We start from the raw sequence: 26478 nt of genomic DNA, 5'->3' as shown, positions 1-26478 counted from the left end.
TATAAAAGCATAATCAATAATGAGAAATAAAATAGACTACGGTATAGATTTAGGAACGACCAATTCGGCAATTGCAAGAATGGAAAACGGAATACCGACCATTAAAAAATCAGATACCTTAAAAGATACAGTTCCATCTTGTGTCCATTTCAACAAAAGACAGGATATTTTAGTAGGCGATACGGCTTTCAATGTGATGAAAAATGACAACACGAGAGCCTTGAAAACATTTGAAAAAGGGAAAACCAATACTTTTATTGAGTTCAAAAGAACAATGGGAACAACACATACTTATGAGTGTTCCAATATGAAAAAAGATTTCTCTTCAGAAGAGCTATCGAGTGAAGTATTGAAGAAATTAAAATCATTCATACAGGATGAAAATATTTCATCAATCGTGATTACCGTACCTGCAAAGTTCCTAAATCCGCAAAATGAAGCAACAATGCAAGCCGCTAAATTAGCAGGCTTCCAACATATCCAGTTATTGCAAGAGCCTGTTGCAGCAGCAACGGCTTATGGTTTAGATGCCAAAGCTAAAGACGGTTATTGGTTAGTGTTCGATTTAGGAGGAGGAACGTTTGATGCAGCATTAGTAAAATCAGAAGAGGGAATATTATCTGTAAAAGATACAGACGGAGACAATTGGTTAGGAGGAAAAAACTTAGATGAAGCCATTGTTGACCAAATCATTATTCCAAACCTACAAGAAAATTATTCTATTGATAGTGTTTTAGAAGATGTTACTAAAAGAGAAATTTTAAGAAATGCGGTTAAGCCTTTTGCCGAAGAAGCTAAAATTCAATTGTCATTCAAAGATTCGCATAACGTATTATCAAATCTTGGGGACTTGCCTTTTGAGGATGATAATGGAGAAGAACCCGAAATAGATGTAGAAGTTAGTCAAAAGGATATGGAAAGTGTGTTAGCTCCAATTTTTCAAAAAGCTATTGACATTACAAAAGAACTTTTAAAAAGGAACAATTTAAAAGGTTCGGATTTAGGTGCATTGATTTTGGTAGGAGGTCCGACTTATTCGCCTATTTTAAGAAGAATGCTTAAAGAGCAGATTACCGACAATGTAGATACCTCTGTTGACCCAATGACAGTTGTTGCCCGTGGTGCAGCTTTGTTTGCTTCTACTATCTCTGTTTCTGATGAAGTTAAGGAAGCTACAAGAGATAAAACAAAACTTCAATTAGAAATAAATTATGAAGCTACGAGTGTAGAATTGGATGAAATGATTAACCTGAAAGTTTTGAAAGACAAAACAGAGGGGCAAATTCCCGATAAAATATATGCTGATGTAGTGAGAGGAGACGGAGCTTGGAGCAGTGGTAAAAAACTTATTGGGGAAAAAGCAACCATTCTTGATGTATTATTAGTAGAGGGAAAATCCAATGCCTTTGAAATCAACGTTTATGATGAAACAGGAAACAAGTTAGATTGTCAACCCAACCAATTTACAATTATACAAGGAATTGGAGGTTTGGACAAAATGCAGGTTTTGCCTTATCATATCGGTATCGGAAAATGGTTTGAAACCGAACAAAAGGATTTATTCCAACCTGCGAAAGGTTTAGAGAAAAATAAACAAATCGGAAAAGGTATTGTGGGTGTTATTGATAACCTATATACCCGTAGCGATATAAGAGCAGGATTGCGGACGGATTTAATAAGAATACCAATTTATCAAGGAGATTATAACGCAGAGGGAACAAATCCGCTTTTAAATAATTTTGTAAACGAAGTGGTTATCACAGGAGAAACCTTGCCAAAAGTTTTACCAAAAGGAAGTCCTGTAAATATTACAATCAGAGTTGACGGCTCATCTTTAATGAAATTCAGTGCAGAATTTCCGACTATTGAGCATATTGAAGAATTAGAGGTAGAAATCAAAAATACAGAAGCCCCCGAAGAAGCATTTTTGACAAAAGAGATTAACAAAGCTAAACGAACCGCCCAAAAAGTAAATGCTGATGATGTTTCTCAAATGTTGGAAACATTAGAGGAACAACTTGAAAACGAAAAAGGAAGTGCAGACGGAAAAATGAAAATTCTCGATGGATTACGAAAAGAACTTTTGAAATTAGACGGAGCAGAAAAAGCCACAGAGTGGCCTAAAGTAGAGCAAGACCTGAAAGATGCGTTTTATGAGTTGGAAGATTTAATTGAAAAAATCAGAAACAATAGTGATGACGGAGATTTGAATATGGAAAGCGTAAACGCCCATATTCAGGAGTATAGAACAAAAATCGAACATATCCTTAGAGAGAAAAATTCAAAAGATGCTAAAGAACTTACAAGAGAAATCGGACAATTGGATTTTGAACTTCGTAATGCTGTTACTGGGAATGCTATGGATGTTCAGTTTTTACGCCACCTGAATGATAGTTTTGGAACTTATCATTGGAAAGATGCAACGAAAGCTCGTCAACTAATAAATCAAGGGTTACAAATGGCTACAAATGGTAGAACTTCGGGAATTCGACAGATACTCGTTGAACTGATTTCTTTGATGCCTGAAAACGAAAAACCTAAAGAAACATTGGGCTAAACTTGAAGCTATGAGAAAAATTATCATCCCAACTTTGGTATCTGCATTGCTTTTGATTTCTTGTGAATCTGAACAAGCTAAAAAAGAACGGTTGGCACGTGAAGAAAAACAACGTATTGAGTATGAACAACAACGTGCCGAAGAAGAAAAAGCCGAAAATATCCGTCTGGAACAAGAACGAATTGAACAGGCTAAACAAGCAGAAGCAGACCGTATAGAAAGAGAAATCCAATTAGAAAAAGAGCGAATAGAGCAAGGGAATTACAATAAGTATATCTCTAATTCGCTAAACACAGGAGCAACTCCCTATGCAAGATATTATGGAGGAAATTCATCTTGTAATGATTACGGATGCTCACAAATAAAAGTCAGAACAAGTAACTCTGATGTTTTGGTTACTATCAAGAAGAATGATAAGGTAGTAAGACACGCTTTCATTCAGGCTGGCGATAGTTACGCGTTCTCATTTCCAAATGGAACATATCAGGCTTTTTTCTATTACGGGAAAGGGTGGAATCCCGAAAAGGAAATGAAAAACGGAGAATTAAAAGGAGGTTTTATTGCTAATGAAGATTTTGGGAAAGATGACCCACAATATTTAAGCAATAATGTATTGGAATATGAGCTGATTATGCAACAAAACGGGAATTTCAGTACCAGACCAAGCAATCCCGAAGAAGCCTTATAGATGATTAAAGTAATAAAAATAACATTAGCCGTTCTTTTACTCGGTTGCTTGTTAGATATGCCTTATGGCTATTACCAATTAGTGCGTTTCGGTGCATTGATAGGTTTTGCATTATTAGCTTACCAAGCAAACAAAGAGGGACAGCAAACCGAAATGATTATTTACGGTGCTTTAGCTTTATTATTTCAACCGTTTATCAAGATTGCTTTAGGAAGAGAAATATGGAATATTGTGGATGTAATAATAGCGGTTGGGTTGATGATTAGTTTAAAAGGAAAAAATAAATGATAAAATACAAAGGCATATTACCAAAAGGGTTTTCTGTTGATGAAAAGTATAATATTATGCTTTTCATCAAACAAGGAACTAATGCCGAAACCTATCGTGCAAAAGGTAAAGACGGAAAATTATACTTCCTGAAACTATTCAATTATTCAAAATTACACCGTTCAGCTTTTGATAATGAAAGTAATTTGTTGGAGATTGAGTTTTTGAAAAAAATTCAACACTATAATATTATTGAGTACAAAGACAGTGGAGAGCTTATATTTGAAAACAAAAAGTTTGCCTTTTTGGTCTTAAACTTTATTGCAGGGGAAACATTAGCAGAAAGAATAAGCCGAGAAACATTTACCAACTATTACGATATTCAACAAATCATTACGGACGTTTTGAAAGGTTTAAATTATTTGCATAAATTGTCCGAACCTATCATTCACAACGAAATCACACCCCAAAATATAATGTTGGATTTATCGGAAGATATTCCGAAAGCCAAAATCATTGATTTTGGTTATGCAAGGTCTTTTCATCAATCAACAAAAGCATACAATAAAGAAAATTTAAACTTCAATTACGTTGCTTCGGAGTGTTTAAATGGTTTGTATTCGCCACAAAGCGATGTATATTCTGTTGGAGCAGTAATGTACCAAATGCTCTTTGGTCTGCCACCTTGGTTTAAAGATATTTCAAATTTTCAATCAAATAAAAACAGAACAGAAGAATTACTAATTGATGAACGAAAAAAGCCTTTGTCTTTTCCAAAATTGACTAATGAAATAATAGGCTATTCAAACGATATAAATCTTATTTTGAAAAAAGCATTAAATCAGGACATAGAAAACCGCTTTCAAAATGTCAGTGAATTTATTCAGGCTTTAAATGGGGAAATAGCGATTGAAGATATTGATAGAGTTCAGCAAGTAACATCAGAGGATAAACCTGAAAAGAAAATTCAAAGTAGGAAAGCAAAAGGCAAAGGATTTTCTGCTATAGCAGGAATGCACGAACTTAAAGAACAATTGCGACTGGATGTTATTGATGCTTTACACAATCCCGAAGAGTATGCGAAATATGGTGTAACCATACCAAACGGAATGTTGCTTTATGGTCCACCAGGTTGTGGTAAAACCTTTTTTGCTAAACATTTTGCCGAAGAAGTCGGATTTAATTTTATGTTGGTCACACCATCTACTTTAAAAAGTAGATACGTGAATGCTACACAAGAAAACATAGCAAAAATGTTTCAAGAAGCGGAAAATGACGCTCCCACTATTATTTTTATTGACGAAATCAACGAGTTAGTTCCTAACAGAGATTCGGAAGTTCACGAAATGAGTAAAAGTGCGGTTAATGAAATGCTTGCACAAATGGACAGAACAGGAGAAAAAGGAGTTTTCATTATTGGAGCAACCAACTATCCGAATATGATTGACCCTGCAATTTTAAGGGCAGGAAGATTGGATAAGAAATTCTATTTACCGCCACCAGATTTCGAAGCGAGAAAAGCAATGTTTGAAATGTATTTAAAAAATCGTCCTTTAGATTTTGGTATGGATTACGTCCAACTTTCCAATTTGACAGAGAATTATGTTTCGGCAGATATTGAATTATTGGTTAATGAAGCATCAAGATTGGCTTTGAAAACAAAGGCAAGAATTTCAATGAAGATTTTGGAAGAGGTTATCAAGAATACAAAAGCATCTGTTCCATTAAAAGAATTAAAGAAATATGAATTGATAAGGGCGAAAATGGACGGGGAAAATATAGAAAACAAAACCGAAAGACCAAGAATAGGATTTAAAACTTAAAAATCGAAAAGTATGGATATAATAACATTTGATAAGCTATTATTGAAAACAGCTTTTTGCTGTATGGCATCGGACGGAAACATTGACAAAAGAGAAATTAAAACGCTTCAATCTTTATGTCAAAATTCGGACTTATTTGAAGACTTTGATTTTCAGGTTGAAATAAACAAACTTGTAGAGGGAATTAATAAGAACGGAAATCAATTCATTAGGCATTATTTGGATTTGTTAAGTAATGCTAATTTATCCGAACAGGAAGAACTTACACTAATTGACTTTGCCATTCAAACAATTTATGCGGATGAACAAGTAGATTATTCTGAAGTGAAATTTTTCAAAAATATTCGTCATCGACTAAAAATAAGTGACGAGAATATTTTATCAGTTTATCCTGATATTGAACAATTCTTGGAAGAAGATATATTAACCGAATCTTTTCTTGATAAGATTACTAATCAATATTTTGATGCAACCGAACTACCAAAGTTTAGCGAGATAGATTTGAAATTTGACGAATAACTAATTCTCAACCCCAAGTAATTATTATAATTCGTATATTTGCTATGAGCTAACGGAAAGGTGTAGAAAAGCAAAGCAATAAGCACCGTTACCAAAACGTTACCTTACAATCTTTGATTATCCACATAAAAGCCTTGTATTCAACTCAAAAGGCTTTTTCCTGAAAACTTTAAAATAAAAACCTCCACAAAAGCAGAGGTTGTCAGAATTTATGTAAATAACCAGAGGTTAGGATGCCGAATGGTCTGTTGTTTTGATTTTCAGTCTTTTATTAGATTGGTTTTTGCGGTAAAAGTAAAACCCAAGAGCAAAAATTATTATAATCGGCCAAATGGTAATCAATCCGACTATAATTCTCTGAATCAGATAAAAGCCTTCTATAAAAGCATTTTTAGCGCTGTAAAAAAAGTTGAATTTATACTTGTTATCAATATTGGTTGAGTTCGCAACAGCAATTTCAGCAATACGCAGTTTCGGTTCTTTGATGAGAATGTCCACCGTGCTGTATTTCAGATTGTCTGTCACATCAAGATTGGCGAGTTGCTGCAGGTTTTCTTCTGCCATGTTATCATTACTCATATTGACCTTGTCTTTTGTGGTTTTAAGTTCAGAAATATTATCGGCAGTTTTCCTGATTCTTTTTCCTTCCAGTTCTGCATATTTAATGCTTGACGTCACATCTTCAGCATTGATGATTCTGGAATTTAGAAACAGCTTTTTATTATTAACAAAAGATAAAAGCTCACCAAGTTTTGAGGTCGGAACTCTCACCTGCATTGAATTTTCGGTTTGATATTTTTTAACCATCATAGCATTGTCATCGGAAGTATTATAAGTATCTTCAGAGATTACCCTGCTTTGCAGATTGCTGTGGGTAACAAATCCTCCGAGTTCCTGTACCGATTTTTCTATGGAGATAGTAGCATCATACACATCCTTTACTTCCATATCAACATTGGCAGTTTTAATAAACTGTTTGTCTTTTACCGACATGGTTGCCACAGAAGAAATACTGTCCGCAGAAATTTCGTTGCTGTAGTTAGAGGTTTCTGAAACGTTTTCTATAGCTTCTCCTTTTTTGCATGAATAAATTCCTAATAAAATAGCGCTTACTAATGATAATCTGATGTAGGTCGTTTTCATAATGTTGATTTTTTTATGTTTGCTTAAGCCAAATTTCGAGCAGATTTTTTTGTAATTATTGAATATCGCGGGTAAACATTTTGTAAATAATTAAATCAGTTTAAATTATTGAATATAAGTGTTTTGTAAAATAGTGTCGGATGTATGCGTGGTATTTCGGATTGATTTTTGCTAATATTTTACAAATTAAATCTCAATTAGTATGTCTAAAACTTTTTCCAAAATCAGAAATGCCATAGAATTATTTAAATCAATAGATTTTGATCAGCTCAGCGAAATTTCACAAAAAGTAAATCTTCCCAAACTGATGGAAAATTTTTCCAAACTGGATGACAAACAGCTGAAAGGAATGATGAAAATGCTGGATCCGAATAAAAAGAAAAAAGAACTGCCTGCAATTGACGGAGACTTTTATGATGTTTCGCATACATTGACTCCAGAGCAAAGAGAAGTGCAGCTTAAAGTAAGAGATTTTATGGAAAAAGAAGTAAAACCTTTGGTTAATCATTACTGGCTGCATGACGAGTTTCCACATGAGTTGATCCCTAAATTTCAGAAACTGAATATCTGCGGGGTTACTTACGAAGGATATGGCTGTCCCGGAATGCCTTTCCTGATGGAAGGAGTTATCGCAATGGAAATGGCGAGAATTGATGCTTCTATTGCAACATTTTTTGGGGTACAGTCTGGTCTGGCAATGGGTTCCATTTACATTTGCGGTTCAGAAGAACAGAAACAAAAATGGCTTCCTCAAATGCAGAAGTTTGAGAAAATAGGAGCTTTCGGATTAACGGAACCTGAAGTTGGCTCCGGCGCTGCAGGAGGTTTAACAGTAACCTGCAAAAAAACACCTGAAGGCTGGATACTGAACGGACAGAAAAAATGGATCGGAAATGCTACGTTTGCTGATCTGATTATTGTCTGGGCAAGAGATTTAGATGATGGTGAAGTAAAAGGCTTTATTGTTGAAAAAGATAACCCTGGATATTCTGTAGAAAAAATTAGAGGTAAAATGGCTCTAAGAATTGTTCAAAACGGATTGATCACTTTAAAAGACTGTTTAATCACAGAAGAAAACCGATTGCAGGAAGCCAACTCATTCAAAGATACTGCTAAAGTCCTGCAAATGACGAGAGCCGGAGTTGCCTGGATGGCGACAGGTTGTGCAAGAGGAGCTTATGAAAGCGCATTAGATTATACAAGAAAAAGAGAACAGTTTGGTAAGCCGATTGCTTCTTTCCAAATGATTCAGGGGCATTTGGTAGAAATGCTCTCAAATCTTACGGCAATGCAGACCATGGTTTTCAGACTTTCAGAAATGCAGGATGAAGGAATTCTGAAAGACGAGCATGCTTCTTTAGCCAAAGTTTTCTGTACCATGAGAACAAGAGACGTGGTTTCCAGAGCGCGGGAAGTAATGGGCGGAAACGGGATTTTACTGGAATATGATGTAGCAAGATTTGTTGCCGATGCCGAAGCTATTTATTCTTATGAAGGCACAAAAGAAATCAATTCTTTGATTGTCGGAAGATCTATTACAGGGTTCAGCGCATTTGTGTAATGATATGAATGGTCAATAGTCAATTTGTATTGGTTGTCAGTTTTTAAATTCATTTGCAAAGCAAATTCACCATTGACCATTGTTTTCTAATCCATTTCCTTCAAAGTAATATTCTTAGAAATTTTATAGCTTTTTTTCTTTTTGTTTGGTTTTTCTTCTTCACCTAAAAGTTTTCCCCAGGGTTTTAAGCTTTCTACCCTTTCGAAAATAATTTTAAGAATGGCAATAGCAGGAATACAAAGAAACATACCTGAAATTCCCCAAAGATGTTCGCCAACCAAAATTCCGATAAAAGAAAACAAAGCATTGATTTTTACTTTGGAACCCACAACAAAAGGAAGAACGATATTCCCGTCTATGGCATGTACAACCACATAACCAATGGCGACATAAATACAGCTTGATAAAGTACCTGTTGCAAAAGCAATAAAAGAGGAAATAAGCATTGATATGAAAATTCCGATATAAGGAATTACATTCAGAAGACCTGTCAGAACACCAAGCAAAATTGCATATTTTACTCCTAAAATGGTCAAAAGGGCTGTAGTAAGAATAGAAACAATGATGATCTGAAGGCATAACCCGACTATATATCGTTTTGTCATAATTCTCACTTCTGCAACAGCTTCCTGAACGCTTGTTTTATGTTTTTCACTAAAAACATTGATAATAAAGTTATTAAGTATTCTTCTGTAATTTAAAATGAAGATAAAAAATACAATGAAGAATGCCAAAAAACCGAGACTGCTCGAAAATATCCCTAAAGTAAACCCTAAAATTATTGCTGTAGAAGACAGAAGTTTCTTCAAACCCTGATCCAGATAAGTAAACTGCTCATCAATTTTTACATTGAATGTTTTGGATACCCATTTTTGCAGATCATGAAAAACATTGGTCGCCTGAGCGGTAAGCTGCGGAATATCCCTGCTGAAACTGGATAGCTGAGAGCCGAAGAAAAAAATCATTCCGGTAAGAATAATGAGTAACATCATCACAGACAGAATGGTAGAAAATGATCTGGGAAATTTTAATTTCTTTTCTAAAAAATTGGCAATAGGCAAAAAGATCATTGCCATTAAGAATGCCAGAAAAAACGGAGCCAAAATGCTTTGTCCCAGCTTTATAAGATAGCCGATTCCGATGATAGAAACCACCGCTAATGTAAGTCTCGTAAGGAATGGGAGTTTAAAATAATTCATAAATGATATTCTACTGTATAAAAATAATGAAATGCAGCTGATTTGAAATGTATTTTTTTAAAATAATAAGTATTTCAAACAAAAAAACACGTCTTTAAAAAACGTGCTTAATTTTTATAAGGGTTTAATACATATTACTTTTCAAGAGCAATTTGCAGAACTTCTCTCATCCATCCTACATAATGTACTTTGAGGTTTTTAAGATAATCCTGTTTTATTTCTTCCACATCTTTTCGGTTGGCTTCACAAAGAATCACTTCTTTTATCCCGGCTCTTGTTGCAGCGAGTAGTTTTTCTTTAATTCCGCCTACAGGAAGTACTTTTCCGCGTAATGTAATTTCTCCTGTCATGGCAAGATGAGGTTTCACTTTCCTGTTGGTAAACGAAGAAACCATTGAGGTCAGCATTGCAATTCCTGCAGATGGTCCGTCTTTTGGTGTTGCGCCTTCCGGAACGTGTACGTGGATATTTTTCTTTTCAATATGCTCTTCATCAATTCCCAGATCAAGATGTTTTGCTTTAATATACTCAAGAGCAATCGTTGCAGATTCTTTCATTACGGTTCCGAGATTTCCGGTCATGGTAAGATTTCCTTTTCCGTTGCTGATAATGCTTTCAATGAATAAAATATCACCTCCGACGCTTGTCCACGCCAAGCCGGTTACAACTCCCGGGACGTCCGTTAGTTCTGACAGGCTTTTCGGTCTGGGAACACCTAAGATTTCGTCAACCTTTTCAATTGAAATTCTAGCATCGTATTCCTTTACCAAAGCAGTTTGTAGGGCGACCCAACGAGCGATGGCAGCAATTCTTTTTTCTAAAGTTCTCACACCGCTTTCAGAAGTGTGTGCTTCAATAATATGTTTCAGTTCAGGATTTCCAAGTTTGAATGATTTTGCATTCAAGCCGTTTTCTTCCTGTTGTTTTTTGATTAAATGTCTTTTGGCAATTTCAATTTTTTCTTCGAGCGTATAACCAGAAATCTGGATAATTTCCATTCTGTCTAAAAGCGGAGTCTGAATTGTAGAAAGAGAGTTTGCTGTTGCTAGAAACATTACTTTAGACAAGTCGTAGCCCATCTCAAGGAAATTATCATAAAAAGAACTATTCTGTTCAGGATCCAGAACTTCCAGCAAAGCCGAACTTGGATCACCATGCATTCCTTTTCCTACTTTATCAATTTCGTCCAGAACAATTACCGGATTTGATGTTCCTGCCTTTTTAATAGACTGAAGAATTCTTCCTGCCATCGCACCAATATAGGTTTTTCTGTGACCACGGATCTCACTCTCGTCATGAAGTCCGCCCAAAGATACACGTACATATTTTCTTCCCAAAGCATCGGCAACAGATTTCCCTAATGAAGTTTTACCAACTCCGGGAGGTCCTACCAATAATAAAATAGGCGATTTCATATTGTTTTTAAGTTTCAGAACAGCCATATGTTCCAAAATCCTTTTTTTGATGTCTTCCAGTCCAAAATGTGCTTTGTCTAAAACTTTCTGGGCTTTTTCTATGTCGAAAATGTCCTTTGTGAAAGTTTCCCACGGAAGATCGGTGAAGAAATCAAGGTAATTTCTCTGCACGTTATAATCCGGAGAATTGGGATTTTGTCTTTGAAGTCTGTTAATCTCTTTTTGGAAATGCTCTTCAACCTCTGGTTTCCAATTTTTCTCAGCAGCTTTTTTTTGCAGCTCTTCAACATCACTTTCCGGTCCGCCTCCCAACTCATCCTGAATTGTTCTGATTTGTTGATTCAGGAAATATTCTCTCTGCTGTCTATCAAGATCTTTTGATGTTTTCTGATGGATCTGATTTCTGAGTTCGAGCTTTCTGAAATCTGCATGCATCATTTCATAGCATTTGTTTGCTCTTTCCATAAGGTTTTTCTCCTCAAGAAGCTTTTGCTTATCAGAATAAGGGAAATTAGCATTAGTGCAGATAAAATTCAGCAGATCATCATTATTGTTGATGTTTTTTATTGCAAAATTGGCAGCATTGGGGATATTAGGATCAAGCTCAATAATTTTCAGAGCCAGATCTTTAATGTTTTCCAACAACGCCTCATATTCTTCCTTATTTTTTGCTTTGGTGTCTTTCAGCTTAACGATTTCAGCATTGAAATAAGGTTTTGTTTCTGTAATGTTTTTAATTTTAAATCTTTGGAAACCTTTGGTAATAGCAGTTATATTTCCTTCAGGAAGCTTAATGATTTTAATGATCTTGGCTAAAGTCCCGATCTGATAAAGATCTTTTTCATTAGGCTGTTCAATGTCTGAATTTTTCTGACTTACAATCCCTATAAACTCTCCTTTTTGCTGAGCTTCTTCCAGTAACTTAATAGAATTTTTCCTTCCGGCAGTAATCGGAATGACAACATTGGGAAACATAACCATGTTTCTCACCGGGAGAATAGGAAAAATATTCTGCGGAAACTGGTTTTCCTGATTTATGTCCAAATCAGATAAATTGATTTCTTCAGCAACAATATTGAAACCGTCACCGATGATATCATCAAAATTTATATCTTCAAATTCTGTCATAATAAATTGAATGACAAATTGTCATTTATAATTAAAGTATTTATAGTGCTTTTACGAAATCTTCTCTTAAAGAAGTGTTTGTACAAAGTGTGAGAAAGATTGTCAAGATTAATGCCATTTCTTAATCATCAAGAAATGTGGTCAAAATTTCCATTTTAAATGTATTTGAATTTTAAAATTTAAAAACACAACTTATATTTCTGTAATTTCTTAAAAATGTGTATTTTCGCACACTGATATAAAAACTATATTTATAAAATGGCAATTTTAGGACAGATTAGAAGTAGACCTTGGCTTTTGATGGGAGTAATCGCACTGGCTCTTTTGGCTTTTTTGGTAAATCCTGAAAGCATTGATAAGGTTTTTGGTAAAAACCCTGATGTTTTAGGTAAAGTAAATGGTGAGAAAATCACCCGTGAAGAGTTTAACGATCAACTTTTCGTATTGCAGCAGCAGGCAGATCAGCAAGGGCAGCCTAAAAACGGTCTTGAAGAACAGGCTTGGCAGCTTTTGGTACAGTCTAAGCTAATAAAGCAGCAGTTTGAAAAAATGGGCTTCGAGATGACGGATGATTTGTTCTGGAGTCAGATTCAGTATGATCAGATGTTTGCTCAAAATCAGCAGTTGTTTGATGAGAAAGGCAATTTTAAACTTCAGGAACTTAAAAAAGAAGTAGAAACTTTACAAAATACAAATCCTGACGGATACAATCAGTGGCTTAAAACCAGAAAAACGATTGAGTACAGGATTATGGCAAGACAGGTTTTTGCCAATATTTCTACAGGGGTAACCACAGGAAAAAAAGAAGCTGAAGAATTGATGAAGCAAAGAGATCAGCTTGCAGATATTGATTTTGTAAAAGTAGATTACGCTTCTTATCTTCAGAAAAATAAGATTAAAGTTACCACAAAAGATCTTCAGGATTACATCAATCAGCATCCGGTAATGTTCAAAACAGAACCAAGCAGAAATTTAGGAATTGTATACTTCCCGTCTCAGCCAAGTCCGGCAGACGATGCTGCTGTTCAGAGAGAAATCAATAAACTTTTTTCTCAGGGAACTGATGCGAGCGGAGGAAAAGAAAACTTCCAGAATACGACAAACGATTCTATGTTTGTAATGGCAAATTCTGATATGCCTTACAATAATCAATACATCACATCTACACAGATGCCTCCTTCATTGAAAGATAAAATAGGGACTGCAGCAATAGGACAAGTTATCGGACCATACAAAGAGCAGAACTTCTATGTGCTTTCTAAGCTGGTTGATAAGAAGCCATCAGATTCTACTTTGTCAAAGCATATTTTAATTGCTTACAAAGGAGCAGAAAGATCTACTGCTACAAGAACTAAAGAACAGGCTAAGAAAATTGCTGACAGTCTTATGGCGATAATCAAATCAAACCCTGCAAAATTTGCTGAAGGTCTTAAACTTTCTGATGAACCTAACGCAGTAGAAAGAAACGGTAGCGTTGGCTGGACGACTCCTGAAAGTCAGTTTGCACCAGGTTACCTAAGCTTCCTTGCTTCAAACGCAAAAGGTTCTACAGGATTGGCAGAAACAAGTTTCGGGTATCACATCATTAATGTAGAAGATAAAAAAGCAGGAACGATGAGCTATAAAGTGGCTCACGTTGTAAAAGAAGTTAAGCCTTCCGAAGCTACAGAGACGGAAGTTGATAAAAAAGCCAGAAGATTTGCTCAGCAGGTTTTAGGGAAATCATTCAATGATTTTGTGAATATTGCTAAAAAATCTAATTTCCAGTATTCAAATGCTAAAGCGGCTAAAAGATTTGACGGTAGGTTGCAGGGATTGGGAACGGATAAAGATGCCGAAATTATTGCCTGGGCTTTTGATAAGAAAAGAGAAAAAGGAGATTCTGAATTGTTTAATGTAGAAGGAACAGGAGATAAAATTGTTGTTTATCTGAATGGAAAACAGGAAAAAGGTCTTGCAGATCCTGAATCTGTAAGAGAGCAGATTGAAACTGCGGTTCAAAACAAACTTGCTGCAAAACAAATCTCAGAAAAGATCGGGAAAACAGCTAATTTGGATCAGGTAGCAAAAATGTTTGCAACTGCAAAACAATCAGGGCAGATCAATATGCTGAGTCCAAATATTGCAGGAGCTATGGAGCCTAAAGTTGCTGGAGCTGCATTTGGTATCGCAAAAGGAAAAGTGTCTAACCCGATTGAAGGCGGAACCGGGGTTTATGTTATCGTTAAAAAAGGCGAAACAGTTAATAAGCAGCCGGGAGATATAAAAGAATTTACAGAATCTATAACCCAAAGAAATTCAGGGATGTTTGGACAGGCTTGGTTAAAAAGCCTTCAGGACAACGCAGATATTGATGATTACAGAATCGAAATCTGGAGTAAACTTGGGAATCAGCAGTAAAATATTCTTAAATCATACATAGAAAAGTGGCAGAGTTTTTGCCACTTTTTTTACGTTTAACCCATAGCAATACAGAAAAACATTAATTTAAATGTACTATATTTGCTACATTAGAAAAAATTGAGAAAGTGAAATTCAGTAAAGAATTAAAAGCAGGTTTAATAGCACTTTTGGCCATTGTCGGCTTTGTTATTTTATTCCAGTTTATGAAGGGCAGAAGTCTTTTTACAACAGACAATATCTTTTATGCAAAATACGACAATGTTGAAGGTTTGGCGCAGTCTTCACCGGTATCAATCAATGGTCTCAAAGTAGGGCAGGTTGATAAAATTATTCCGCAGACAGGTTCGGATGGCAGACTGTATTTTATTGTTAAAATAACGGTAGATGATAATTTTGAGTTTTCAAAAAACTCAAGCCTTGAAATTTTTGAACCAGGATTGATGTCAGGGAAGGAGATGAGAGTAAATCTTGTCTACGGTGGTCCAACGGCAAAAGATGGGGATACTCTGAAGGGAGCTTTTAAATTAGGAATGATGAATAGCCTTTCCTCGCAGGTAGGTCCGGTAAAAGATCAGCTTCAGACTGTGCTTCACAGAGTAGATTCTTTGATGGCAAACGCCAACCAGATCATGAATGCACAAAACAGAGAAGAAATAAAAATCTTACTACATAATCTGAACCGAACTGTTGGAGCTCTGGAGAATACTGCAGGAAGTGTCAACAGACTCGTAGGAAACAATGATCCTAAACTTCAGAGAGTATTGGATGAAGCAAGCATGACTATGCAGAGTGGGAAAGTAACTCTAGACAAGTACGGGAATCTTGCTGAAAGTATTGATACTAAACAATTGAATCAGACCATTGCTAATTTAGATCAAACTGTTGGGCAATTAAATAAAGTGGTTGCTGGAATTGACAGGGGAGAAGGAAGTTTGGGTAAAATTATGAAAGATGATCAGCTGTATAATAATCTTAATTCTGCTTCCACAAATCTGAATTCTTTGATTGAAGATATGAAAGCAAACCCTAAGAGATACATCAATTTTTCAGTTTTCGGAAAGAATAATAAAGACTAATAGCTATATTTATGCAATATCTTGATAATATTTTATTTCTGGTATTACTTATTGCAGGTTTCGGCCTTTTTGCAAAAAGTCTGCAAAAAATTTACAGAAACATCAGACTGGGAAGAGAGATCAACCGCAGTGACAGAAAATCTGAGCGTTGGGCAACTATGACAAGAGTGGCTCTGGGACAGAGTAGAATGGTGAAAAGACCTGTCGCAGGTATACTTCACCTTTTTGTTTATGTAGGTTTTGTAATCATCAATATCGAATTGATTGAAATTATTGTAGACGGTATTTTCGGAACTCACCGTTTTCTGGCTCAGGTTTTCGGACATGGGTTTTACAGCTTTTTCACCGCAACATTAGAAGTATTAGCACTTCTGGTAATTATTGGGGTTGTTGTATTTTTTATCCGAAGAAACTTTTATGGAGTGAAAAGATTGACAATGAAAGAACTTTTCGGGTGGCCAAAAGAAGACGCCAACTGGATTTTGATCATTGAGTTTGCTTTAATGGTTGCTTTTTTCACCATGAATTCTTCTGATCTCATTTTGCAGCAGAGAGGTGCTTTGGCACAACATGGAAGTTTTCCGGTTAGCGAAATTACTTTGGTTTCGTTTTTAGAAGTTTTCAGTTTTGATAATGGTTTCTTAGCGGTTGTTGAAAGAGGAGCGTGGTGGTTTCATTTTGTGGGAATTCTTTTCTTCATGAATTATCTTTATTACTCAAAACATTTACATATTATTCTGGCATTTCCGAGTACTTGGTATGCAAACCTTGATTTGTACGGCAAATTCAACAATTTAGATTCTGTTACGAAAGAAATTAAACTGATGATGGATCCAAATGCAGATCCTTATGCTGCTCCGGCTGAAGGGCTAGAGGAAACTCCGTCAAAATTTGGTGCTGAAGATGTATTTGATTTGAATCAGGTACAGCTGCTGAATGCATATTCGTGTACAGAATGCGGAAGATGTACATCTGTGTGTCCCGCTAATATTACTGGCAAAAAACTTTCTCCGAGGTTAATTTTAATGAAAACCAGAGACCGTCTGGAAGAAGTCGGAAGAAACATTGATAAAAACGGAAAGTTTGAAGATGATGGCAAAAAATTGCTCAACGATTATATTACGAAAGAAGAGCTTTGGGCTTGTACAACCTGTAATGCCTGTACAGAAGCTTGTCCGGTTTTACTAGATCCGCTTTCTATTATTTTTGAAATGAGAAGGTTTTTAGTTATGGAGCAATCTGCGGCGCCACAAGAACTCAATCTGATGATGACCAATGTAGAAAATAACGCTGCACCATGGCAATACAACCAGGCAGACCGTCTGAATTGGGCAAAAGATTAATAAATTTACCAATGTATCAGTGTATCAGTTTACCCATTGTTACATTGTTAAATTGCTATATTGTTAAATTATAATACAATGGATTTCACTATAAAAACAATGGCAGATTATGCTGCCGAAGGTAAATCTCCCGAAGTTCTGTTTTGGGTAGGATGTGCGGGAAGTTTTGATGACCGTGCTAAAAAAATTACGAAAGCTTTTTGCAAAATATTAAATAAAATCGGAGTAGAATTCGCTGTACTCGGTCAGGAAGAAAGCTGTACCGGAGATCCTGCAAAACGTGCGGGAAACGAATTTGTTTTTCAGATGATGGCAATGACGAATATTGAAATTCTGAATGCCTATGAAGTAAAGAAAATCGTCACCGCTTGTCCGCACTGCTTTAATACGCTTAAAAATGAATATCCGAGTTTGGGAGGAAACTATGAAGTCATTCATCATACTCAGTTTCTGAGACAATTGATGGAAGAAGGAAAACTGAAGATTGAAGGTGGTGCATTTAAGGGAAGAAGAATTACTTTCCATGATCCTTGTTATCTGGGAAGAGCCAATAACGAGTATGAAGCGCCAAGAGAATTACTCGAAAAGCTTGATGCAGAATTGGTGGAAATGAAACGCTGCAAGACCAACGGACTCTGCTGTGGTGCGGGAGGCGCACAAATGTTTAAAGAACCTGAAAAAGGTAAAAAAGACATCAACATTGAAAGAACAGAAGAAGCCTTATCTTTTGAGCCAAAAGTGATTGCAACAGGATGCCCTTTCTGTAACACGATGCTTACCGATGGAGTGAAACATTTTAATAAAAATACAGAGGTCGAAGTAAAAGATATTGTAGAACTGCTTGCTGAAGCTGAGGATCTGTAATCTGTTGACTTTACAAAATATGGCAACTCAGGATCAGTCTTGAGTTGCTTTCTTTTAATTATTATACTAACTTCCCAGAAATTATAAAAATGAGAAGTATTTTAGCTTCAATTTTCAGATTAATTTTCAAAATTAATTTTTTCAGAGAAAAATACTTTGCTTTTCATCAGTATCTGTTTAGCCGTTACCATCCTTTCAGAGGGGTAAAAAAAGATATAATTTACAGAAATTCTTTTAGGATGAATTTGAATCTTGATGACTGGATTCAGCAGCAGATCTATTTTTTGGGAGATTATGAGAAAAACGAGATTGGCTATTTATATCATGTTCTAAGAGAAGGAGACTGCTTTATTGATGTTGGTGGAAATATAGGCTTGTTCTCTCTCAATGCGTCAAAATTGGCAGGTGAAACAGGTAAAGTATATGCATTTGAAGCTTTTAGACCTAATTATCAAATTTTTAAGACTCATTTAAAGGTAAATAATATAAAAAATGTTACGCTGGAACATCTTGCCGTTTCTTCCGGATCTGGTGTTTTGGAAATTTTTTATAATGAAGCTTATGATAATGCAGGAATGGCTTCTTCTTATTTGTCGGATTACACCGCTAAAGAAACCGTTCAGAGCATAGATCTTGATACTTATGTTAGAAACAAAAACCTATCTAAAATTAATTTAATTAAAATAGATATTGAAGGAGGGGAGTTTTCTGCATTGTTGGGAATGAACGAAGTTTTAAATACTTTTAAACCAAAAATTATCATTGAAATCAATAATGTTGCTTTGGAAAATTCCGGACATAGTGAAGAGGAAATTAAAGATTTCTTTTCTGCAAAAAACTATCAGTTGGTAAATATCCTCAGCAAAAATGAAAATTCCTATAATGCAGTCTTTGAATTTGTGGCATCATAAGAAGTTTACAGTATTGATAAAAAACCGTAATTTTATCTAAATTTTACAACAACGAAATCGCTATGATCTGGAAAGGCAACCATGAAAATCTGGCGATACCATATAACTTTTAAACAATAATAAATATCTGGATATGAAAATAGAAGAATCTAATATTATAGAAACCAACGACTACAGAGTAATTATATATCCGGCTTCAAGACCTTTTACGACAAAAGAAGCAAAAACCATCACCGAAAAGCTGTATGATTTTCTCGCAGGTTGGGCAGCTCACGGAAAGCCGCTTTCTTCATCTTTTAAGATTGAGAAAAATCAGTTTATTATAGTTTGTGTGGACGAAGAAAAAGAAGCCGCTTCTGGCTGCAGTATTGATGCTTTAGGAAAAGTAATGCGGGAGATTGATGATGAATTCCAGTTGGGATTGTTTGACAGGATGAAAGCCAGCTTTGTAGAAAACGGTGAGGTAAAAACATTAAAGCTTCAGGATTTTAAAGCCAAACTGAGAAATGATGAGCTTTCTTCTGATATTCAGGTTTTTGACTTTTCAAAAAATACTTATCTTGATTTTATCAGCCATTTTCTTCTCCCTTTGGAAAGAAGTTGGGCAGCTTCGATCAAGTAACGGTAAATGAAGATCCTTTTTATTTCATCATGGTTTCCCAATAAACTGGAATCTACCAACGGAAATTTTGTACAGAGACATGCAGAATCTGTTGCGCTGCTGCATGAGGTAGAAATTCTTCATGCAATTGGTGATCCTTCACAAAACGAGAAATTCATATTTGATGATCAATACATCAACGGAATCAGAACGCTTGTTGTGTATTACAGAAATTCGTCAAATCCTGCTCTCAACTTTATGCGAAGGATGGAAGCATATTTTAATGGATTCAGAATGATGCATAAACCCGATTTGGTTCATGCCAATATCCTTCAAAAATCTATGTTGTTTGCTGTGTTTTTAAAGAAAAAGTATCAGATTCCGTTTGTGATTTCAGAACATTGGTCAGGTTTTCTCCCGGTCAATCGTTCAAAGTTATCATTCGGCGAAAAGTTTTTAGCGAAAACAATTGCGAAAAATGCGGCTATTGTAATGCCTGTAAGCCATATTCTAATGAATAGTCTAAAGGAATTAGGCATTGGGAATCAGTTTGCGGTAGTTGGGAATGTCATCAATACTCAGATTTTTTATCCGGAAAAAAAGGAGAAATCAAAATTCAGATTTTTTCATCTTTCCAATTTAATTCCGTTAAAAAATCCTGATTCGATCATTAATGCAGCTTTAAGATTGAGAAAAAATTCCGATAATTTTGAGCTTCAAATTGGCGGTGACGGAGATTATGAAAGATTGAATGATTTAGTCAAAATAAACAAGGCTGAAGATTTTATAAAGGTTTTTGGTGAAATTTCTCATCAGGAAGCTGCACAAAAAATGAAGGAGAGTGATTGTTTTGTGCTTTTCAGTGATTATGAGAGTTTTTCCTGTGTTTTACTGGAGTCTCTTTCATCCGGTGTTCCCGTAATTGCCACAAAAGTAGGAGCTATTCCTGAGATTATTAAGCAAAACCACGGTATTGTTATTAGTCAGTCCGAAGATGATTTGTACAAAGCAATGCTTACAGTTTTAAACGTAAACTACAAGACTGATTCTTCAGAAGATCTTCACCGGTATGTAGATGAAAATTTTTCAGCAAAAAAAATAGCTGGACTTTTTGATCATATTTATCAGAAAGTTGTGATTTCATCTTAAAATATTTTGACCGTTTGAAATGAAAAGTTTGTTGGAATTTATAAAAGCATTTCTCAAAAACAACGGTCAGTTTGTGTTTTTGTCTTTACTGATCGCTAAAATATGTGCTTTTGCAGGTTCGGTTGTGATGATCAGGATTTTGCCTGAAAATGAATTTGGAGTACTGACTATTGCGGCAACAGTTTTTGCTGTTTTTGCTCCGTTTAGCGGTTTTGGAAGTACACAAAGCCTGATGAGATTCGGGTCGTTGTGTGAGGACGAAAAAGCCAAAAGCGATCTGTCTGATTATCTTTTCAAAAAGGGATTTATTAATCAGCTCTTATTGAGTGCTGTTTTTTTTCTTTTTGCATTTGTTTATGTCAATCAGTATTCTCATATATTTTTAATTTTTTCTTTTTTTACAATCCGCTTAATAGGAGTTTATTTTTTCTATCATATTCAGTCCGAAAGACGCATTCATTTCAAAAACAGAGATTTTGCAAGAATGAATAATGTTGTTAATGTTTCGGGATTGCTGATGATGCTTTTGCTAACCTATTATTGGGGAATTTTAGGCTATCTGATTGCCAATGCAGCGGCGCCTTTTATTTCGCTTTTCTGGTTTAAGGGATCAATTAAAAATGCTGCTTCAGATTTGCAGCAGTTCAGAAAAAAAGAGATTTGGTCTTTTGCACTGCATGCATCTGCAACAGCTTTGCTTTCGGATGCTTTTTTTTCTGCGGATATTCTGCTGCTGAGTTTTTTTAAAGATGAAAATGCAGTTGCCAATTACAAAATAGCAATACTCATCCCTTCTAACATTACTTTTCTGGCACTTTCTTTTATGCAGAGCGACTATCCTGTTTTGGCGAAAAACTTCAGAAATAAGGAGTTCCTGAAGAACTATATATTCAATTATTACAAAATTTTTATTCCGGTTTCAGCAGCAATATTTGTTTCAGGGTATCTTTTGAGCGGCTTTGTCATGAAAATATTTTTTGGAGCTGAATATATGGATAATTCTTTCGTTTTCTCTTTGTTTCTTCTGGCATTTTGTGGAAGTATGCTGTTGAGAAATTTGTACGGGAATCTTTTGGCGGCAGTCGGAATGATGAAAAAAAATACATTGTATTCTGCTCTTTCTATTATTATTTTAAGTTTTTTTGCATTTTTGTTCGTGCCAAAAACAGGACTTGAGGGAATGGCAATAGCGATGAGCTTATCTCTTACTTTAATGGGTATTTTTCTAATGTTTTCTTTCCTGAATTATCTTCGAAAACTAAAATAAAGTAACTTTGTATCATGAAGAAACATTTTCTTGCTTATATATTGATTGGTTTTGCATTGGTAAGTTGCGGAAGCGACGAAGATTCTCTGCAGAAAATAGATCAGAAGCTTCAGATTTTCATGAAAGATGCTTCGGGAAAAGACCTTGTGAATCCTACAAAAACAGGAGCTTACTCCGGGATTACATGGAATGACGAGCTTGCTCCTACCGATGTAGCCAACGTCAGTTTTTCAAGACAGATGCTTTCCGATTCTACTTATTATATGGAATATCTTGCGGGAGCTACCAGACAATTGGTTTCAGAGTCGGCAGACGGTAACAAAATATACCGCTCTGAAATACAGTTTTCCTTAACAAAAAAAATATCTAATACAGAATTTGCTCCTGTGGAAAGAGATACGCTGCAGATTTTTTACAGAATGACACCTGCGGTTTTTGAGGTTTCGGAGGTATATTACAATAAAGTTTTGAAATTTTCCAAAACGGCAGATCAGCCAAATATAGTTACAATTGTAAAATAATCTTAAATTTGCAAAATTCTGTTGGATGATGGAAGCATGATGATAGAGTCATGCGGCACCCAACAACAAACATCTAACACCCAACAACAAATGTTACAGGTTCAGTTTTTGCGCGACAATAAAGAACGCGTTTTAGAAGGTCTTAAGAAAAGACAGTTCAGGCATCTTGATCTGGTAGACGAAGCCATTGCTACCGATGAACAGAGAAAAAAAATTCAGTTTGAATTGGATTCCCAATTGTCAGAAATCAATAAAATCTCTAAGGAGATTGGTATGCTGATGAAAGAAGGAAAAAAAGAAGAAGCTGAAGCATCCAAATCTAAAACAGCGCAATATAAAGAGTCAAGCAAAGAACTGCAGTCACAGTTAGAAATTAAAGAAAAAGCTTTACTTGATATTCTTTATCAGATTCCCAATATTCCCAACGAACTGGTGAAAAACGGAACTTCTGCTGACGATAACGAAATTATTTATCAGTCTCATGATGTTGAAGGTTTGGGTGAAGGAGCTATTCCTCACTGGGAATTGGCAAAAAAATATAATCTGATTGATTTTGAACTGGGAGTAAAGATTGCCGGAGCAGGATTTCCGGTGTATCTTGGCAAAGGCGCAAGATTGCAGAGAGCTTTGGTGCAGTATTTCTTAGATAAAAATGTAGATGCGGGTTATGTGGAAGTTAATCCTCCTCATGTGGTAAACGAAGCTTCAGGATATGGAACAGGTCAGTTGCCGGATAAAGAAGGGCAGATGTATCACATTGGTCTGGATGATTTATACCTGATTCCTACAGCGGAAGTTCCGGTTACCAATCTTTACCGCGATGTTTTACTGGATGAAAAAGATCTCCCGATAAAAAATACGGCGTTCTCTCAGTGCTACAGAAGAGAAGCAGGAAGTTACGGAGCTCATGTAAGAGGTCTTAATCGTCTTCATCAGTTTGAAAAAGTAGAAATCGTACGAATCGAAAAGCCAGAAAATTCTTACGCTGTTCTGGAAGAGATGGTAGACCATATCAAGGAAATTCTGGAAGATCTAGAACTTCCGTACAGAGTTTTAAGACTGTGTGGCGGAGATACAGGTTTTGCTTCTGCTATGACGTATGATTTTGAAGTATGGAGTGCAGCACAGGAAAAATGGCTTGAAGTAAGCTCTGTTTCCAATTTTGAAACGTTTCAGGCAAATAGGTTGAAATGTCGTTATAAAGCAGAAGGAAAATCTCAGCTCGTTCATACTTTGAATGGTTCTGCGATGGCACTACCAAGAATTATGGCGGCTTTGTTAGAGAACAACCAGACAGAAGAAGGTATAAAACTTCCAAAGAAAATTGCTGAATATGCAAAATTTGATTTGATTAAATAAATCTTTTTTGCTTACAAATAAGAAGTCCGTTTCATTATTGGTGAAACGGACTTTTTTAGCCTAAGCTTTAAGGAACGAAATATTTCCTTTTTATTATTTATTATTTCCCTTGGCAATTTCAAGATCGTTTTTAAGCCTTGAATTTTCTTCCTTTAACAATTGATTTTGTTCCTTAAGCAGGGTTATGTAATCTTGTTGGTTATCTAAGATAAAATCAGGCACGTTATAAAAGTAATTATTGCTTCCGAAGTAACTACATGAATTATTATCATAATTATTTACTTGAAGTTTAGAATCGTCCTCTTTTATATCTTCAACATTAGTATCTAATACTTTGGCTATACGTTCCCATTCTTCGTCTGAGATTTTAATCTCTCCCTTTTCTCTTCTTTGATATTGAGATTGTGTCATATGTAAGAGTTTAGCCATGTTTTCCTGAGTGTATTTAGCCTTTCGCGCTTTTATAAGTTTATTTTTTATCATTATTAATGTTTTTGGTTATTACAAAGATATAAATTATGCTTTGACATTCACATAAAAACCTTAGAATTATTTCAAATAGGTTTGATATTTTTGAATATCAATATTGATGTAAATCAAAAGTTAATGAAGTACGTAATTCATTAGCTGAGATCAAAAATTTATTTAACAAACATTAAATTTAAATTATTATGAAAAAACAATTTTTTTTATTTTTAGCTCTATTGGTTTTTAGCTTTCACTATTGTGGTGATAATTTGCTCATTTATAAAAACGAACTCAAAGAAATTAAAATCAATACCGTAATTATACAGAAAAAGTATAATGATAAAGTGTATGATTTGAAAGTTTCTGTTGGAGAAGGTTTTTTAGGCAAAGTAACATCTTTTTCTGTGGAAGTTTTAGGTAATCATAAAAATATAGAAAAGATATTATTTTCAAATAAAGAAAATATAGAGGCAAATCTTTTACAAATTATTTCATCTGCAAATTCTTTAAGAGGTGGGGCATCCGGTCCTGTATTAAGTACAGGTAATTGTGTTTCAAACTGTACTGCTAAATGGGATTGCTATAACAAGCCTACTGAAGTAGGTACAGCATTGTGTGCACTAGATTGTGCTTTAGAATGTAGTGGTGCTTAATTATGAAAAATACTTCGATTTTACTTGTGTTTTTTTTAAGTTTCATTTATTATGCAAAAGGACAATCTTTTGTTGTTCAATATGCCTATTTCAAGCACGCAGAAAAAGACAGCACAAAAATAATTTCTCAGAATACATTTTTGAATATTGAAGAAGATTATTCTACTTTTTTCAGTGAGGCACCTTATTTATGTGATTCTATTATGGCAGCTGATGAAAAGCAGGGCAAGAAGATTAATTTTAAAGCTTTACCTGCTGACTTACTTGGATGTTTTATAAAAAAAAATGTATTAAATAAAGAGATTACCTATTATTCTGATGAATTTGATGAACATGAATTTAAGTATAATGAAAAGCCTGAACTTAAATGGAATGTAGGTAAAGAAAGCAAAGAAATTATGGGATTTCAGACAGTTTCGGCTACAGTAAATTATGCAGGCAGAAGTTATAAGGCTTATTTCACATCAGAAGTTCCTGTACAAGATGGTCCGTATAAATTTTTTGGATTACCAGGTTTAATTCTTGAAATTTTTGATGAGAAAAATGATCATCATTTTTTAGCAGTCGGTATTTCTAAGGAGAAAAAAATCTCTATTAACGAACGTATCACGAAAGGCAGGTATATTGAAACCACAAGAGATAAATTTATTGAAATGAGAAAAAACCATATTCAGGCTCCTTTAAAGAGAATGTTTGAATTAATGAATGCTCATCAGATTTATGAAAAAAAGGATGCTAACGGTAACATCGTGGATATGAGAAAAATGCTCGGCGAAACTCAAAAAAAAATGATCGAAGAGTATAAAAAAGAAAATAAAATTGAACTTTAAAACAACTTACTATTATGAAAAAGAATATTTTAATAACAATGGTTTTTTTATTTTTTGCATTTATAACAATAAAAGCAGAAAATCATATAACTACTGGGAATGATAGAGACTATTTTAGCTCTTTCAAGAAGAATGAGCAGCCAAAAAATAAGAAATTTAATATGCTCAGCAAAAATTCTGATGAGATAGGCGAGGCTTTTTATGTAATTTATAAAGAAAATTCAAAAGGTGAAGGTTTTTATTTTAAAGTAGTTTTCGATAAAGATGAAAAACCTATAGCAACATATTATGCGATTGAAGATAAGGAAATTTCTGAATCCACAATTGCTAATCTGAAAGCACTACTGAACGGTCCGGAAAAAACTGTTGAAAGTTTAGCCGAAACACCTACACAATGTGTAACAAAATGTCATCGCACAAAAGGCTGCTATGATAAACCAACAACATCAGGTGTTTTACTTTGCTCTCTAGAATGCGGAGTTGAATGTGCATAATGCAGTGAATCCTCTTTTATCTGAAAGAGGATTTTTTGTTAACTAATAACTTTAAATAATGCGGTTTAATAGTCAAAAATAGTTGGTAAAATTCTTTGAAATGCTGATAATTACTGATGATACAGAAAGTTTATTGAACTTTGTTTCAATAAATTTTTTTTATGGCTGAAAATTCAAAAAAAATCGTTGCTGGAGTTGCAAAAGTCTAGATGTGATTTCTTGGGGGAAGCAAAAGGGTA

23 protein-coding genes are annotated in these 26478 nt (G+C 34.9%); 19 read left to right on the top strand and 4 right to left on the bottom strand.

The window, feature by feature from the left end; all coding sequences use genetic code 11:
* Positions 1-19 precede the first annotated feature (19 nt).
* From FNE73_RS00115 to FNE73_RS00095, 5 genes are read left to right on the top strand one after another with little or no spacing between them, the layout of a single operon-like run.
* On the top strand, positions 20-2557 hold the full coding sequence (locus FNE73_RS00115; protein ID WP_143882778.1) for an Hsp70 family protein: 2538 nt from the start codon (positions 20-22) through the stop codon (positions 2555-2557).
* A 10-nt stretch (positions 2558-2567) separates the two neighbouring features.
* A complete protein-coding gene (locus FNE73_RS00110) occupies positions 2568-3245 on the top strand; it encodes a hypothetical protein (protein ID WP_143882777.1) in 678 nt (225 codons plus the stop codon).
* Positions 3246-3533: a DUF6804 family protein gene (locus FNE73_RS00105; protein ID WP_143882776.1), complete on the top strand. Its 288-nt coding sequence runs from the start codon at positions 3246-3248 to the stop codon at positions 3531-3533.
* Positions 3530-5335, top strand: a complete 1806-nt coding sequence (locus FNE73_RS00100) for a protein kinase domain-containing protein (RefSeq protein ID WP_143882775.1) — start codon at positions 3530-3532, stop codon at positions 5333-5335. The genes FNE73_RS00105 and FNE73_RS00100 overlap by 4 nt, the downstream gene beginning before the upstream one ends.
* Before the next feature lie 12 nt (positions 5336-5347).
* Positions 5348-5854, top strand: coding sequence for a tellurite resistance TerB family protein (locus FNE73_RS00095; protein ID WP_143882774.1), 507 nt, complete (start codon positions 5348-5350; stop codon positions 5852-5854).
* 228 nt (positions 5855-6082) lie between these two features.
* Here the strand turns inward: FNE73_RS00095 and FNE73_RS00090 are convergent, their stop codons facing one another.
* Positions 6083-6997 carry a DUF4349 domain-containing protein gene (locus FNE73_RS00090; RefSeq protein WP_143882773.1) on the bottom strand — a complete coding sequence of 305 codons (915 nt, stop codon included), beginning with the start codon at positions 6995-6997 and terminating at the stop codon, positions 6083-6085.
* 202 nt (positions 6998-7199) lie between these two features.
* Here FNE73_RS00090 and FNE73_RS00085 point away from each other — a divergent pair, with 202 nt between their 5' ends.
* Positions 7200-8558, top strand: a complete 1359-nt coding sequence (locus FNE73_RS00085; RefSeq protein WP_143882772.1) for an acyl-CoA dehydrogenase family protein — start codon at positions 7200-7202, stop codon at positions 8556-8558.
* A gap of 86 nt (positions 8559-8644) precedes the next feature.
* Here the strand turns inward: FNE73_RS00085 and FNE73_RS00080 are convergent, their stop codons facing one another.
* Both FNE73_RS00080 and lon read right to left on the bottom strand, forming a co-directional pair.
* Positions 8645-9757 (bottom strand): AI-2E family transporter, encoded by a 1113-nt coding sequence (locus tag FNE73_RS00080; protein WP_143882771.1) that lies wholly within the window; start codon positions 9755-9757, stop codon positions 8645-8647.
* A 134-nt stretch (positions 9758-9891) separates the two neighbouring features.
* Complete coding sequence (gene lon / locus FNE73_RS00075; protein WP_143882770.1) at positions 9892-12300, bottom strand: endopeptidase La; 2409 nt, start codon at positions 12298-12300, stop codon at positions 9892-9894.
* A 258-nt stretch (positions 12301-12558) separates the two neighbouring features.
* On the opposite strand from lon, the gene FNE73_RS00070 reads away from it, so the two are divergent.
* The 10 genes from FNE73_RS00070 to serS all read left to right on the top strand — a co-directional run bounded on the left by FNE73_RS00070 (position 12559) and on the right by serS (position 23794).
* Positions 12559-14700, top strand: a complete 2142-nt coding sequence (locus tag FNE73_RS00070; RefSeq protein WP_143882769.1) for a peptidylprolyl isomerase — start codon at positions 12559-12561, stop codon at positions 14698-14700.
* A 128-nt stretch (positions 14701-14828) separates the two neighbouring features.
* Positions 14829-15779, top strand: a complete 951-nt coding sequence (locus FNE73_RS00065; protein WP_143882768.1) for an MlaD family protein — start codon at positions 14829-14831, stop codon at positions 15777-15779.
* Between the two features lie 11 nt (positions 15780-15790).
* Positions 15791-17122 (top strand): 4Fe-4S dicluster domain-containing protein, encoded by a 1332-nt coding sequence (locus FNE73_RS00060; RefSeq protein WP_143882767.1) that lies wholly within the window; start codon positions 15791-15793, stop codon positions 17120-17122.
* A 78-nt stretch (positions 17123-17200) separates the two neighbouring features.
* A complete protein-coding gene (locus tag FNE73_RS00055; protein ID WP_089743511.1) occupies positions 17201-17986 on the top strand; it encodes a (Fe-S)-binding protein in 786 nt (261 codons plus the stop codon).
* Between the two features lie 89 nt (positions 17987-18075).
* Complete coding sequence (locus FNE73_RS00050; RefSeq protein ID WP_143882766.1) at positions 18076-18897, top strand: FkbM family methyltransferase; 822 nt, start codon at positions 18076-18078, stop codon at positions 18895-18897.
* A 133-nt stretch (positions 18898-19030) separates the two neighbouring features.
* A complete protein-coding gene (locus FNE73_RS00045; protein WP_143882765.1) occupies positions 19031-19519 on the top strand; it encodes a hypothetical protein in 489 nt (162 codons plus the stop codon).
* Positions 19520-19525: 6 nt separating this feature from the next.
* Positions 19526-20647, top strand: coding sequence for a glycosyltransferase (locus FNE73_RS00040; RefSeq protein WP_143882764.1), 1122 nt, complete (start codon positions 19526-19528; stop codon positions 20645-20647).
* A 19-nt stretch (positions 20648-20666) separates the two neighbouring features.
* A complete protein-coding gene (locus FNE73_RS00035; protein WP_143882763.1) occupies positions 20667-21914 on the top strand; it encodes an oligosaccharide flippase family protein in 1248 nt (415 codons plus the stop codon).
* 14 nt (positions 21915-21928) lie between these two features.
* The gene (locus FNE73_RS00030; protein ID WP_143882762.1) at positions 21929-22435 is read left to right on the top strand and encodes a hypothetical protein; all 507 of its coding nucleotides are present in this window, start codon (positions 21929-21931) and stop codon (positions 22433-22435) included.
* Positions 22436-22525: 90 nt separating this feature from the next.
* On the top strand, positions 22526-23794 hold the full coding sequence (gene serS, locus FNE73_RS00025; protein WP_143882761.1) for a serine--tRNA ligase: 1269 nt from the start codon (positions 22526-22528) through the stop codon (positions 23792-23794).
* Between the two features lie 93 nt (positions 23795-23887).
* Here serS and FNE73_RS00020 read toward each other — a convergent pair whose 3' ends face one another.
* Complete coding sequence (locus tag FNE73_RS00020) at positions 23888-24277, bottom strand: helix-turn-helix transcriptional regulator (protein WP_143882760.1); 390 nt, start codon at positions 24275-24277, stop codon at positions 23888-23890.
* Positions 24278-24465: 188 nt separating this feature from the next.
* On the opposite strand from FNE73_RS00020, the gene FNE73_RS00015 reads away from it, so the two are divergent.
* From FNE73_RS00015 to FNE73_RS00005, 3 genes are read left to right on the top strand one after another with little or no spacing between them, the layout of a single operon-like run.
* Positions 24466-24915 (top strand): hypothetical protein, encoded by a 450-nt coding sequence (locus FNE73_RS00015; RefSeq protein WP_143882759.1) that lies wholly within the window; start codon positions 24466-24468, stop codon positions 24913-24915.
* A gap of 2 nt (positions 24916-24917) precedes the next feature.
* Positions 24918-25745 (top strand): GLPGLI family protein, encoded by an 828-nt coding sequence (locus FNE73_RS00010; protein WP_143882758.1) that lies wholly within the window; start codon positions 24918-24920, stop codon positions 25743-25745.
* Between the two features lie 14 nt (positions 25746-25759).
* Positions 25760-26239 (top strand): hypothetical protein, encoded by a 480-nt coding sequence (locus tag FNE73_RS00005; RefSeq protein ID WP_143882757.1) that lies wholly within the window; start codon positions 25760-25762, stop codon positions 26237-26239.
* The last annotated feature ends 239 nt before the right edge of the window (positions 26240-26478 follow it).

It is taken from the genome of Chryseobacterium binzhouense (assembly GCF_007474545.1).
GTDB lineage: Bacteria > Bacteroidota > Bacteroidia > Flavobacteriales > Weeksellaceae > Chryseobacterium > Chryseobacterium binzhouense.
The sequence above is the reverse complement of the archived record's forward strand: the minus strand, read 5'-3'. Positions and strand labels throughout refer to the sequence as shown.

What these genes read in the sequence shown, in the direction of transcription:
- FNE73_RS00115 (WP_143882778.1), top strand. Translation starts at nt 20, where the DNA reads ATGAGAAATAAAATAGACTACGGTATAGATTTAGGAACGACCAATTCG.
- FNE73_RS00110 (WP_143882777.1), top strand. Translation starts at nt 2,568, where the DNA reads ATGAGAAAAATTATCATCCCAACTTTGGTATCTGCATTGCTTTTGATT.
- FNE73_RS00105 (WP_143882776.1), top strand. Translation starts at nt 3,246, where the DNA reads ATGATTAAAGTAATAAAAATAACATTAGCCGTTCTTTTACTCGGTTGC.
- FNE73_RS00100 (WP_143882775.1), top strand. Translation starts at nt 3,530, where the DNA reads ATGATAAAATACAAAGGCATATTACCAAAAGGGTTTTCTGTTGATGAA.
- FNE73_RS00095 (WP_143882774.1), top strand. Translation starts at nt 5,348, where the DNA reads ATGGATATAATAACATTTGATAAGCTATTATTGAAAACAGCTTTTTGC.
- FNE73_RS00090 (WP_143882773.1), bottom strand. Translation starts at nt 6,997, where the DNA reads ATGAAAACGACCTACATCAGATTATCATTAGTAAGCGCTATTTTATTA.
- FNE73_RS00085 (WP_143882772.1), top strand. Translation starts at nt 7,200, where the DNA reads ATGTCTAAAACTTTTTCCAAAATCAGAAATGCCATAGAATTATTTAAA.
- FNE73_RS00080 (WP_143882771.1), bottom strand. Translation starts at nt 9,757, where the DNA reads ATGAATTATTTTAAACTCCCATTCCTTACGAGACTTACATTAGCGGTG.
- lon (WP_143882770.1), bottom strand. Translation starts at nt 12,300, where the DNA reads ATGACAGAATTTGAAGATATAAATTTTGATGATATCATCGGTGACGGT.
- FNE73_RS00070 (WP_143882769.1), top strand. Translation starts at nt 12,559, where the DNA reads ATGGCAATTTTAGGACAGATTAGAAGTAGACCTTGGCTTTTGATGGGA.
- FNE73_RS00060 (WP_143882767.1), top strand. Translation starts at nt 15,791, where the DNA reads ATGCAATATCTTGATAATATTTTATTTCTGGTATTACTTATTGCAGGT.
- FNE73_RS00055 (WP_089743511.1), top strand. Translation starts at nt 17,201, where the DNA reads ATGGATTTCACTATAAAAACAATGGCAGATTATGCTGCCGAAGGTAAA.
- FNE73_RS00050 (WP_143882766.1), top strand. Translation starts at nt 18,076, where the DNA reads ATGAGAAGTATTTTAGCTTCAATTTTCAGATTAATTTTCAAAATTAAT.
- FNE73_RS00045 (WP_143882765.1), top strand. Translation starts at nt 19,031, where the DNA reads ATGAAAATAGAAGAATCTAATATTATAGAAACCAACGACTACAGAGTA.
- FNE73_RS00040 (WP_143882764.1), top strand. Translation starts at nt 19,526, where the DNA reads ATGAAGATCCTTTTTATTTCATCATGGTTTCCCAATAAACTGGAATCT.
- FNE73_RS00035 (WP_143882763.1), top strand. Translation starts at nt 20,667, where the DNA reads ATGAAAAGTTTGTTGGAATTTATAAAAGCATTTCTCAAAAACAACGGT.
- FNE73_RS00030 (WP_143882762.1), top strand. Translation starts at nt 21,929, where the DNA reads ATGAAGAAACATTTTCTTGCTTATATATTGATTGGTTTTGCATTGGTA.
- serS (WP_143882761.1), top strand. Translation starts at nt 22,526, where the DNA reads ATGTTACAGGTTCAGTTTTTGCGCGACAATAAAGAACGCGTTTTAGAA.
- FNE73_RS00020 (WP_143882760.1), bottom strand. Translation starts at nt 24,277, where the DNA reads ATGATAAAAAATAAACTTATAAAAGCGCGAAAGGCTAAATACACTCAG.
- FNE73_RS00015 (WP_143882759.1), top strand. Translation starts at nt 24,466, where the DNA reads ATGAAAAAACAATTTTTTTTATTTTTAGCTCTATTGGTTTTTAGCTTT.
- FNE73_RS00010 (WP_143882758.1), top strand. Translation starts at nt 24,918, where the DNA reads ATGAAAAATACTTCGATTTTACTTGTGTTTTTTTTAAGTTTCATTTAT.
- FNE73_RS00005 (WP_143882757.1), top strand. Translation starts at nt 25,760, where the DNA reads ATGAAAAAGAATATTTTAATAACAATGGTTTTTTTATTTTTTGCATTT.